Here is an 11,019-nt window from a genome sequence, read left to right on the forward strand (position 1 = left end):
GGCGTGTCGAGACCAACACGGTGCCATCGGGCGCAGAGGGGACCGTGTTGGTCTCGACACGCTCGGCCGCAGGCGGCCTCGCGGCTCGACCAGCGCGAGAAACTACTTCTCGGAGCGCTCGGGGATGCGCCAGGCGGCGGCGTTGTTGTCGAAGGCGTCCAGGCCGCGCGACTGGCGGATGAAGCCCCATGCGAGCGGGCCGAGGAGCAGCATCGCGCCGCCGAGGAGCAGCAGGAAGGTGGCGTCGGCGCCGAGCATCTTGGCGCCCGAGAGCGTCAGCATGATGACGATGCCGCGCCGGATGACCGACTGGGAGACCCAGCGGGCCATCCGGGAGCCGAGGAAGGTGCCGGGGGTGCCACCGAGGATGAGCGGGATCAGGACCGCCCATTCGACGCCGTGGTTGAGCACTTGGCCGATCGCGGCGGCCAGGACGAGCGGCACCGCCTGGAGAAGGTCGGTGCCGACCAGCTTGACCGCGGAGAGGGTCGGGTAGACCAGCAGCAGCGCGATCATGATGACCGAGCCGGAGCCGACCGAGGTGATGCCGACCAGGAGACCGCCGAGCGCGCCGATGACGATGGTGAGGAGCGGCTTCAGGCGGGGATCTTCGTCGGGAGCCTCGTTGCCGGCGGCGACCTGGCGCAGCTGCAGGTACATCCGGAACATGTAGGAGGCCGCGGCGAAGAGCAGCGCACCGCCGAGGATCAGCTTGAGGAAGTGGTCGGTGTCGCCGGGTGCCAGCTTGTGGACGAAGGTGCCGAGGAAGGCGCACGGCACCGAGCCGATGATCAGGTAGGCCGCCAGCCGGATGTTGGGCGAGCCGTGGCGCCAGTGCACCGCGGCGCCGACCGACTTGTTGACCGAGGCGGCGACGAGGTCGTTGGCGACCGCGGTCGTCGGCGGCACCCCGAGGAAGATCAGGGCCGGTGTCATCAGCGCGCCACCGCCCATGCCGGTCAGCCCGACGACGATGCCGATGCCGAAGCTGACCACGAGCACGCTGAATGCGTCTTGGGTGAGGAGGTCGGCGAACACGGGGCAACTCTCACATAGTGTCGCCCCCATGCCAGCACCCGTGCCGTTCGCCGAGATCATCCGCTCCGACTTCGTCGAGGGACACCATTACGGGTCCGCCGTCTCCCTGGCGGCCGACGGCACCGTGGCCTGGTCGCTCGGCGACGTCGAGTCGCCGATCCTGCCGCGCTCCTCGAACAAGCCGGTCCAGGCCCTCGCGATGGTGATCCTCGGCCTCGACCTGCCGCCCGACCTGCTCGCCCTCGCCTGCGCCTCTCACTCGGGTGAGGCGTTCCACCAGGAAGGCGTACGCCGCATCCTCGCCACCGTCGGCCTCGACGAGTCCGCGCTCGGCAACATCGAGGACTACCCGTTCGGGGTCGAGGCGCGGGAGGAGGCGCTCCGTCGCGGCGAGCCGAAGACCCGGCTGGCGATGAACTGCTCCGGCAAGCACGCCGCGATGCTCGCCACCTGCGTCGCCGCCGGCTGGCCGCTGGAGGGCTATCTGGATCCGAAGCACCCGCTCCAGGAGGGGATCTGCGAGGTGCTCGAGGCGTGCACCGGCGAGACCGCGTACGCCACCGTCGACGGCTGCGGGGCACCTGCCCTGTCCGCGTCGCTGACCGGGCTGGCACGGGCGTTCTCGACGATCGGCTCGGCGGTCGACGGTCCGGCCGCGCGGGTCGCCGAGGCGATCCGGTCCCACCCCGAGTACGTCTCGGGCACGACGCGTGACGAGGTCGCGCTGCACCGGGCCGTACCGGGCCTGATCGGCAAGCTGGGCGCCGAGGCGGTCTACGCCGTCGCGCTTCCGGACGGCCGTGCGTGGGCGCTGAAGGCCGACGACGGCGGTGACCGGGCGCGAGCGGCGGTGATGGCCGCCGCGCTGCTGCGGGACGGGGTCGGTGACCTCGACGGGGTCGACGCCGACGCCTTGCGGGCGACCGGGGACGCGCCGATCCTCGGCGGCGGGGTCCGGGTGGGCGAGGTCCGCGCGCTCCTGTGAGTTGCTAGCGGCCGGCTAGCGAGGTTGCGATCCAGGTTTCACGCATGTTTCCGCCGGTTGATGAAGCAACTAGTGGGTGATGTGTGTCACTTCGGTTGCCCAGGACTTGTGATTGCTAGCAATTGTTAGCACACTGGAGTCATGGTCAAGAGCAAGGTCACGAGTGCGGTAGGCACGCTCGGCGAGTATCTGAAGGAACAGAGGATCTCGGCTGAGATGTCTCTGCGTCAGCTCGCCGACCAGGCAGGTGTGTCCAACCCCTACCTCAGCCAGATCGAGCGCGGTCTGCGCAAGCCATCGGCTGAGGTCCTCCAGCAGATCGCCAAGGCGCTGCGGATCTCGGCGGAGCAGGTCTACGTCCGTGCCGGGATCCTCAGCCCCGACTCCAACGTCGGGGGGTCCGTGGAGCTCGCGGTGCTCGCCGACCCGAACCTGACCGAGCGGCAGAAGCACTCGCTGCTCGACGTCTATCACTCGTTCCTTGCTCTCAACAGTCGTGTCACCGACGATGCGCCGGCCGCCGATGAAACCGCTGAACCCCATCACGAGGAGAACCCAGATGCCCACGCTGCCCAAGATTGAGACCACCAAGCCCCTCAACGCCGTCGCCGGCGTCGCCGACCTCGCCTACGAGACCGTCAAGAGCTATGCCACCGACCTGCAGAAGAAGGTCGACGACTACCGCTCCGAGGCGACCACCAAGCTGACCGACGCCCGCTCCAAGGCGACCGAGAAGGCCACCGCCTACCGCACCCAGGCGACCGAGAAGGCGACCGCTGCCAAGACCACGGTGACCGGCTTCGACCCGAAGACCCTCCCGGCCCTGGCCAAGGAGCAGTACGCAGTCCTGCCCGAGAAGCTGAAGACCACCGTCAAGGCCAAGCTCGACGAGACCACCGACTCCGCCACCGGCACCTACGACAAGCTCGCCACCCGCGGTGAGACCTTCGTCGCGAAGTTCAAGAAGGCCGAGGCCGCTGAGGCCCCGGTCGAGGCGCCCAAGGCCGAGGCCCCTAAGGCTGAGGCCCCCAAGGCCGAGGCCCCCAAGGCCGAGGCCGCTCCGGCCGAGAAGCCGGCCCCCGCGAAGAAGGCTCCCGCCAAGAAGACGGCCGCCAAGAAGGCCTGATCCTGGCCCAGCACGCCCGACGGCTCACCGAGGTAACTCGGTGAGCCGTCGCTTGTTTCATGGAGTTCCACAAGGAGAGTGCGCGTTGACCGAGTTACCTCGGTGAACATCCGCCCGAGATCAGCTCGGGTAGTCGGCGCCCGCGGCCTGGCGGGCCTCCCAGGCGGTGGCGACCATGGAGCGCAGGTCGTGGCGCATCTCCCAGTCGAGGTCGCGCCGGGCGAGCTCGCCGGTCGCGACGATGCGGGCGGGGTCACCGGGACGGCGCGGCTTGATGACCGGCTCGAAGTCGATGCCGGTGACCTCGCGGATGGCGTCCATGATCTGGCGCACGGAGGAGCCGTCGCCCGAGCCGAGGTTGTAGACCGGCTCGAGGTCCTTGCCCTCGGCGAGCCGCTTGGCGGCGACGACGTGGGAGTGGGCGAGGTCGGCGACGTGCACGTAGTCGCGTACGCAGGTGCCGTCGGGGGTCGCGTAGTCGTCGCCGTTGATCTGCGGCGTCTTGCCCTTGGCCAGCGCGTCGAAGACGAGCGGGAAGAGGTTGTGGGGGCTGGTGTCGTAGAGGTCCTTGCTGCCGGAGCCGACGACGTTGAAGTAGCGCAGGCTGGTGTGCGCGAGCCCCTCGGCACGCGCCACGTCGGCGATCAGCCACTCGCCGATCAGCTTCGACTCGCCGTAGGGGCTCTCCGGGTTGGTCGGCGTGGTCTCGGTGACCAGGTCGACATCAGGGGTGCCGAAGGTGGCCGCGGACGAGGAGAAGACCAGCTTGTCGACACCGGTGGCCGTCATCGCCTCGAGGAGGTTGGCGGTGCCGGTGACGTTCTGTGCGTACGTGTGCAGCGGCCGCTGCACCGACACGCCTGCGTACTTGAAGCCGGCGAGGTGGATGACTCCCTCGACGCCGTGGTCGGAGATCGCCTGCTCGATCGCGGACCTGTCCAGCAGCGTCGCCTCGACGAAGGCGACGTTGTCGGGCACGAACTTCGCGAATCCCGAGGACAGGTCGTCGATGACGACCGGCTCGATGCCTGCGTCGAGCAGTGCCTGCACGACGTGCGATCCGATGTAGCCCGCGCCTCCGGTAACCAACCAACTCATGCGATGAAGATAGCGGGGTGTCCTGAGCGGTTAGGTTTGCGGGGTGAGGCTCCTGCACGGTGACGGCGACCCGACGACCCCCGAAGGCCTGCGCGCGATCTACGCACCGTCACGCCTGCCGTGGCTGCGGGCCAACATGGTCAGCTCCCTGGACGGTGCGGCCACCGGCTCCGACGGCCGTTCCGGCACGGTCAACAACGCCGTCGACGTCGACGTCTTCCACGTCCTGCGCGACCTCGCCGACGCCATCCTGGTCGGGGCGGGGACCGCCGTCGCCGAGACGTACGCCGCCACGGGGACGCCCATCGTCATCGTCTCCCGCCGCGGCCGGGTCCCCGACGACCTCCGCGGCTGCGAGCCCGGCACGGTCCGGCTCGCCACGGTGGCCGAAGCGCCCGGCCTGGACGCCGCGCGCGAGGAGATCGGCGAGGAGAACGTCTACGTCACCGGCACTTCCGAGGTCGACCTGCCGGGGCTCCTCGACCGGCTGCACGAGGAGGGCCTGCGCCACGTGCTCTGCGAGGGCGGCCCGGCCCTTCTCGGCTCGCTGCTCGAGGCCGGTGTGGTCGATGAGCTCTGCCACACGATCACGCCCAAGCTCCTCGCCGGCGACGGCAGACGGATCGTGACCGGGCCGCCGACCGACGTACCGGTGTCTCTCGGCTCGCTCATCGAGCACGAGGGCACGTTGCTCGGACGTTGGCTCGTAACGACCTGACGTTCACGGTCAGTTTCCGGTAACGAAATCTTGAGACCGAGAGTTTTACTCTTGACGGGGTCCGAGCCAGCCGCTTGACTCACCGATCGTGCCAGGTATGACGGCCGTCACCACCAAGCGACCACGTCAGGCACTCTCGGGAAGGCGCATACGGGAGTGGCTGATCTTTCTGGCGTTCGTCGCGCCCAACGTCGCCCTGATCGTGGTCTTCACCTATAGGCCGCTCTTTCAGAACATCTACTACTCGACGCTCAACTGGACGCTGGGTTCGAAGTTCGCGACCCCGGTCGGGCTGGGCAACTACCGCGACTTCTTCACCTCCGGCGAGGCGAGGGAGGTGCTGACCACGACGGCGATCTTCACCGTCGCGACGGTCGGTCTCACCCTTGCCCTGGGTCTCGGTGTCGCGCTGGCGCTCAACCGCAAGCTTCCCGGTGCCGGGTTCGCGCAGGCGACGGTCTTCGCGCCCTACATCCTCTCCGGCTACGGCGTCGGGCTCGCCTGGCTCTACATCTTCGACCCCAACATCGGCGCGCTCTCGGCGATCCTGCGCGACGTCGGTCTGAACAGCCCGGAGTGGATCAACTCGCCTCGGTGGACGCTGACGATGGTGATCATCGTCTATGTCTGGAAGAACCTCGGCTACGCCGCGGTCATCTACCTGGCCGGCCTCCAGGCGGTGCCGGGCGACGTGCTGGAGGCGGCCGATCTCGACGGTGCCGGTCCGGTGAGGCGGTTCTTCACGGTGACCCTGCCGCTGCTCTCGCCGACCACGTTCTTCCTGCTGGTCACCACGATCCTCAACAGCCTGCAGGCCTTCGACCTGCTGATCGCGATGGACAAGCTCGGCCGGGGCGCCCGCACCCTGATCTTCGACGCCTACCTGACCGGTTTCAAGGAGCAGAGCCAGGCGGGCTACTCAGCGATGCTGTCCACGGTGCTCTTCGCGATCCTCGTGGTGATCACGCTCGTCCAGCTGATCGTCGTGGAGAGGCGGGTCCACTACCGATGAGCACCACGACTGCTCCCTCACGAAGAGTGCGGCTCACGCCGCTGACCGTACGCGACTACCTCGTGCTCCTGCTCGCGGTGCTCGTCGTCGTGCTGCCGCTCGGCTACATGATCCTGGCCTCCTTCAAGGGCCCCGGCGACCTGGCGACCACCGACCTGGTCGTCTTCCCCGAGGTCTGGAAGCCGGAGAACTACTCCGAGGCCGCGTTGAAGGTCCCCTTCGGACGCCTCTTCCTCAACTCCACCATCGTCACGGTCGTCGGCGCGGGGCTGAAGGTGCTGCTGGCGATCCTGACGGCGTACGGCCTGGTCTTCTGCGAGTTCCCCGGCAAGAAGTACGTCTTCTGGGGCGTGCTCGCCACGATGATGGTGCCGCCGCAGGTCACCGCGCTGCCCAACTACGTCTTCATCAGCAGCCTCGGGGGCGAGAACACCTACTGGGGACTCATCCTGCCGGGCCTCGGCACCGGCTTCGGTACGTTCCTGCTGCGCCAGGCCTTCATGCAGCTCCCCTACGAGGTGATCGAGGCGGCTCACCTCGACGGCGCCGGCCACTGGCGGAGGCTGTGGCACTGCGTGGTGCCGATGTCGCTGCCGTCGATCGCGACGGTGGCCCTGGTCAACGTGGTCTACGAGTGGAACGACTACCTGTGGCCGCTGATCATCATCACCGACCCCGCGATGATGACGCTGCCGCGGGGTCTGACGCTGCTGCAGAACAGCGAGTCCGCGGCCAGCTCGTTCGGCGTCCTGATGGCCGGCACCGTGATGGTGCTGCTGCCGATCCTCGTCGTCTTCGCGTTCCTGCAGCGTCACATCGTCAACGGCTTCACCCAAGGCGGCGTCAAAGGCTGACGTTCTCAGCCCACAGTTGGCACAACAGGGAAAGGATGCTTCATGAATACCTCGTCCAACCTGCATCGCTCGGGTCTGATCCTGGACCGACGACGGTTCCTCGGCCTCAGCGCCCTGGGCATCTCCGCGGCGGCGCTGTCCGCCTGCGGCGGCGGGCCCTCGACAAGCGGCGGCGGCGGCGCTGCCAGCGCCGTCGAGCAGATCGACTTCAGCGGTGTGAAGCCGGCCAAGGAGGTCACCTTCTGGACCTCCAACCCCGGTGACTCGATCAAGGTCAGCACCGAGATCGTCAACGCCTTCAACGCCTCCCAGTCCGACATCACCGTCAAGCTCGTCACGGCCGGGGCCGACTACGAGGAGATCGCGCAGAAGTTCCAGACGGCGCAGACCGGCGGCGACCTGCCCGACATCATCAACCTGTCGGACGTGTGGTGGTTCCGCTACAAGATGAACGACCAGATCATCCCGCTCGACTCCCTCTTCGAGGCGCTGGAGTTCGACACCGACGACTACGTCGACTCGCTGCTGGCTGACTATCTCTACGACGACGCCCACTGGGCGGTTCCGTGGGCGCGCTCGACGCCGCTCTTCTACTACAACAAGGACCACTGGAAGAAGGCCGGCCTCTCCGACCAGGGCCCGCAGTCCTGGGAGGAGTTCGACGAGTGGAAGACCGAGCTCGCCGCGACCAGCGGTGCGAAGTTCGCCTTCCAGTTCCCGGCCCTGGCGGGCTACGCCGGCTGGACCCTGCAGAACAACCTCTGGGGCTGGGGCGGCGGCTGGTCGAAGGAGGAGTCCTTCGACATCACCTGCAACTCGGCCGAGGCGGTCGAGGCGCTCTCCTTCCTCAAGGACTGGGTCTACAAGGACAAGGTCGCCGGGGTCGCCGGCGTCGACCAGATCCAGGACTTCGCGGCGGGTGTAGCCAGCGCCACCGTCGGTTCGACCGGTGACCTGATCAACGCGATCACCTCGGCGAAGTTCGACGTCGGCGTCGCACCGCTGCCCGCCGGGCCGGCGGAGACCGAGCGGATCTGCCCGACCGGCGGCTCGGGCGTCGGCATCCCGAAGGACATCAGCCCCGAGCGGCAGCTCGCGGCCGGCACCTTCATCAAGTTCCTCACCGAGCCCGAGCAGGCGATCAAGTTCTCCGAGGCGACCGGCTACGTGCCGATCCGCAAGTCCGCCGACCCCGCCGCGATCCTGCAGAAGACCCCGCAGGCGCAGGTCGCGATCGACCAGCTCCCCAACACCCGCTCGCAGGACTACGCCCGAGTCTTCCTGCCCGGTGGTGACCTGGAGATGGCCAACCACATGGCCTCGATCCTCACCGAGAACAAGGACGTCCAGACCGAGATGGACAGCCTCAAGGCGGCGCTGGAGAAGATCTACACCGACCAGGTCAAGCCGCACATCTGATGAACACGGCGTAGGGCACCCTGCGGGGTGCCCTACGCTCGGTTCTCGTGAGCGAGGACTTGGTAGTGGAGCGACGCCCGGGCGTCGTACAGGTGACCTTCAACCGGCCGCAGAAGCACAACGCCTTCACGCACGCGATGTACGGCGCGCTGCACGACCTGTGCGACGAGCTGGCCACCGACGAGTCGGTGAAGGTGCTGGTGCTGGCCGGCGCCGGCGGGCGGGCGTTCGCCGCCGGCAACGAGATCTCCGACTTCCTCTCCCGCGACGCGGTGGACTACGAGGACTGGATCCGCTCGCTGCTCGAGAAGCTGTTCGCGCTCCCGCAGGTCACCATCGCCGCGGTCGACGGCGTCTGCGTCGGCGGCGGGCTCGCGGTCGCGACCCACTGCGACCTACGGGTCGCGACACCGCACTCCCGCTTCGGCTACCCGATCGCGAAGACCCTCGGCAACGCGCTCGCGGCCTCCATCGTCTACCGCGCCGCCGCCGTCTTCGGCGAGCCGATCGTGCGCGAGATGCTGCTCGCCGCCCGGCTGGTCGGTGCGGACCGCGCCTATGCCACCGGCGCGCTGACCGCCGTCACCGACTCGCTGGCCGACGAGGTCGACGCGCTGGTCGAGGGCATCCTGCCGCTCTCCGGCGTCACCGTCCGGGCGACCAAGTCCCAGCTCGCCGCCTTCGCTGCTCGCGCCGAGGCCTCGCCGGAGGGTGATGAGGACCTGCTGCGCGAGGTCTACACCGGCGCCGACTTCAAAGAGGGCGTACGCGCGTTCCTGGCCAAGGAGAAGCCCGCCTTCCGCTGACCAATCTCCGTTGACGCCGGCGCCGGGTCGACCGACGATGACGTATGCCCTCCGAGCAGAACAAGACGTACGTCGAGACCGACCGGTTCCGCGACGCGCTGATCCGGCAGAGTGATATCAGCGGCCTGGAGATCCGGGACTGCTGGTTCGAGAGCCGGCTGAAGATCGTCGACGCCTGGGGCAAGGACGTCTATCTCGGCGGTGACTTCGGCCGGGTCGTGGTCAACGACGTCGACGTCACCGCCTACGTCGACGCCGAGCTCGACCGGGTCGAGCCCAACCGGGTCCTCGCCCGGGAGGCGAGCGCGCCCGACGACTTCCGCGCGGCCTGGGACGCCATCGAGGCGACGTGGGCAGCGACCGTGGAGGAGGCGCGTGGCCTGCCCGAGGAGCTGCTCCACGAGCAGGTCGACGACGAGTGGTCGTTCGTGGAGACGCTGCGCCACCTGCTCTATGCGAGCGACAAGTGGTTCGGCGCGCCGGTGCTCGAAGAGGACTCGCCTTATCACCCGCTCGGCTACGGGCCGATGGATCCAGTGGGCGAGCTCGGTCTCACGCCGGACGTGAAGGCGAGCCTCGACGAGGTGCTCGAGCCGCGGCTGGCAAGGATGGCCACGATCCGCCGCTACGTCGACGCCCTGACCGCCGAGGAGCTCGACCGGAGCTGCTCGCGCAAGCCGGTCGGCAACGATCAGACGGCCGACTACGCCGTACGGAAGTGCCTCGGGGTCGTCCTCGGGGAAGAGGCCGAGCACCACCGATATGCCGTACGCGACCTGGCGGTTCTATCCGCTGGCTGAGGTGGCCCGACGCCCCTACGATGTCGCCGTGAAGGTGTTCGGATGGACCGTGCTGAGCCTGGTTTTCGTCGACGAGCTGCTGGCGATGGCCGCGTTCGGGGTGTGGGGCTGGGAGCACGAGCCGCGGTGGCTGCTGGTCTGGCTGCTGCCGGTGGTGGCGATGTTCGCCTGGTGGCTGTTCGCCTCGCCGAAGGCGGCTCGTGGTGGGCCCGTGGTCCGGCCGGTCGTGAAGGTGATCGTCTTCGGGCTCGCCTCGCTGGCGCTCCTCGATGCCGGTCACCCTGGCTGGGCGCTCGCCCTGCTGGTCTTCTCGGTCGTCGTGAACGGCCTGGCCCAGATCCCCGCGATCAGCCGGCTGCCCACCGATGTGCTTCGAGAAGACTCGGCCCGTACCAGGTGATCAGCCGGCCGCTGACCAGCTCGGTCGGCGTCCGCGCGAAGGCCTCCGGGCCGTCCCCGGCGGTGAAGACGTACGGCTCGTCGGGGAGCAGCACGACATCGGCCCCGGCGCCGTCGATCTCGGCCAGATCGACGTGCGGATAACGGTCGGCCTGCTCGCCGAAGGCGTTCTCCCAGCCCAGCCGCCGCAGCAGGTCGCCGGTGAACGTCCGGGAGCCGACCACCATCCACGGGTCACGCCAGATCGGGACGGCGACCCGGCGGGTGACCTGGGGGAGCGGCCCGCACCAGAGCCGGCGGGCCTCCGCGAGCCAGTCGGGGCGGTCCCAGCCGAGCCCGTCGAGGAGCCGTTCCATCGAGCTGATGGCGTCGGGGACCGTCTCGATGTCCGTCACCCAGACCCGGATGCCCCGCTCCCGCAGTCGGCGTACGTCCAGCTCCCGGTTCTCCTCCTTGTTGGTCACCACCACGTCCGGCGCCAGCGCCGCGATCGCGGCCAGATCGGGGTTCTTGGTGCCACGCACGCGGGGTACGTCCAGGTCGGCCGGATGCGTGCACCAGTCCGTTGCCCCGACCAGCCGGTCCGCCGCGACCGAGGCGAGCGCCTCGGTCAGCGACGGAACGAGTGAGACGACCCGCGTCGCTGGCTGCGGCCCGTTGTATCGAGTGCCTAGGTCGTCCATATCTCTCCTCCGCTGGTCGAGCCGCCGGAGCCGCTAGGCGGAGGGGTGTCGAGACCAACACGGTAAGCGACCGTGTTGGTC

13 protein-coding genes are annotated in these 11,019 nt (G+C 68.6%); 10 read left to right on the plus strand and 3 right to left on the minus strand.

What is annotated here, in order from left to right; genetic code table 11:
- Positions 1-102 precede the first annotated feature (102 nt).
- Complete coding sequence (locus ACFV9G_RS28960; protein ID WP_378732774.1) at positions 103-1,038, minus strand: sulfite exporter TauE/SafE family protein; 936 nt, start codon at positions 1,036-1,038, stop codon at positions 103-105.
- Between the two features lie 28 nt (positions 1,039-1,066).
- Between ACFV9G_RS28960 and ACFV9G_RS28965 the strand changes: the two genes are divergently transcribed.
- The 3 genes from ACFV9G_RS28965 (at position 1,067) to ACFV9G_RS28975 (ending at position 3,149) form a co-directional block, all read left to right on the plus strand.
- Positions 1,067-2,023 carry an asparaginase gene (locus ACFV9G_RS28965; protein ID WP_378732776.1) on the plus strand — a complete coding sequence of 319 codons (957 nt, stop codon included), beginning with the start codon at positions 1,067-1,069 and terminating at the stop codon, positions 2,021-2,023.
- A gap of 141 nt (positions 2,024-2,164) precedes the next feature.
- A complete protein-coding gene (locus ACFV9G_RS28970; RefSeq protein WP_091045907.1) occupies positions 2,165-2,605 on the plus strand; it encodes a helix-turn-helix domain-containing protein in 441 nt (146 codons plus the stop codon).
- Entirely contained in the window at positions 2,583-3,149 is a 567-nt protein-coding gene (locus ACFV9G_RS28975) for a hypothetical protein (RefSeq protein ID WP_378732778.1), read from the plus strand. Before ACFV9G_RS28970 ends, ACFV9G_RS28975 begins: the two co-directional genes overlap by 23 nt.
- A gap of 120 nt (positions 3,150-3,269) precedes the next feature.
- Here ACFV9G_RS28975 and galE read toward each other — a convergent pair whose 3' ends face one another.
- Positions 3,270-4,247, minus strand: a complete 978-nt coding sequence (galE, locus tag ACFV9G_RS28980) for a UDP-glucose 4-epimerase GalE (RefSeq protein ID WP_378732780.1) — start codon at positions 4,245-4,247, stop codon at positions 3,270-3,272.
- 43 nt (positions 4,248-4,290) lie between these two features.
- Here galE and ACFV9G_RS28985 point away from each other — a divergent pair, with 43 nt between their 5' ends.
- The 7 genes from ACFV9G_RS28985 (at position 4,291) to ACFV9G_RS29015 (ending at position 10,256) form a co-directional block, all read left to right on the plus strand.
- A complete protein-coding gene (locus tag ACFV9G_RS28985; RefSeq protein WP_378732782.1) occupies positions 4,291-4,965 on the plus strand; it encodes a dihydrofolate reductase family protein in 675 nt (224 codons plus the stop codon).
- A 97-nt stretch (positions 4,966-5,062) separates the two neighbouring features.
- Positions 5,063-5,977: a carbohydrate ABC transporter permease gene (locus ACFV9G_RS28990; protein WP_378732784.1), complete on the plus strand. Its 915-nt coding sequence runs from the start codon at positions 5,063-5,065 to the stop codon at positions 5,975-5,977.
- Complete coding sequence (locus ACFV9G_RS28995) at positions 5,974-6,831, plus strand: carbohydrate ABC transporter permease (RefSeq protein ID WP_378732786.1); 858 nt, start codon at positions 5,974-5,976, stop codon at positions 6,829-6,831. The genes ACFV9G_RS28990 and ACFV9G_RS28995 overlap by 4 nt, the downstream gene beginning before the upstream one ends.
- A gap of 42 nt (positions 6,832-6,873) precedes the next feature.
- On the plus strand, positions 6,874-8,250 hold the full coding sequence (locus tag ACFV9G_RS29000; protein ID WP_378732788.1) for an ABC transporter substrate-binding protein: 1,377 nt from the start codon (positions 6,874-6,876) through the stop codon (positions 8,248-8,250).
- Between the two features lie 47 nt (positions 8,251-8,297).
- Positions 8,298-9,056 (plus strand): enoyl-CoA hydratase-related protein, encoded by a 759-nt coding sequence (locus ACFV9G_RS29005; protein ID WP_378732790.1) that lies wholly within the window; start codon positions 8,298-8,300, stop codon positions 9,054-9,056.
- Between the two features lie 44 nt (positions 9,057-9,100).
- Positions 9,101-9,856, plus strand: coding sequence for a DinB family protein (locus ACFV9G_RS29010; protein ID WP_378732792.1), 756 nt, complete (start codon positions 9,101-9,103; stop codon positions 9,854-9,856).
- 28 nt (positions 9,857-9,884) lie between these two features.
- Positions 9,885-10,256, plus strand: coding sequence for a YrdB family protein (locus tag ACFV9G_RS29015; RefSeq protein WP_378732794.1), 372 nt, complete (start codon positions 9,885-9,887; stop codon positions 10,254-10,256).
- Here the strand turns inward: ACFV9G_RS29015 and ACFV9G_RS29020 are convergent.
- Complete coding sequence (locus tag ACFV9G_RS29020) at positions 10,204-10,938, minus strand: helical backbone metal receptor (RefSeq protein ID WP_378732796.1); 735 nt, start codon at positions 10,936-10,938, stop codon at positions 10,204-10,206. The two genes, ACFV9G_RS29015 and ACFV9G_RS29020, sit on opposite strands and share 53 nt — an antisense overlap.
- Positions 10,939-11,019: the final 81 nt, after the last annotated feature.

The sequence above is a fragment of the Nocardioides sp. NPDC059952 genome (assembly GCF_042730435.1).
GTDB lineage: Bacteria > Actinomycetota > Actinomycetes > Propionibacteriales > Nocardioidaceae > Nocardioides.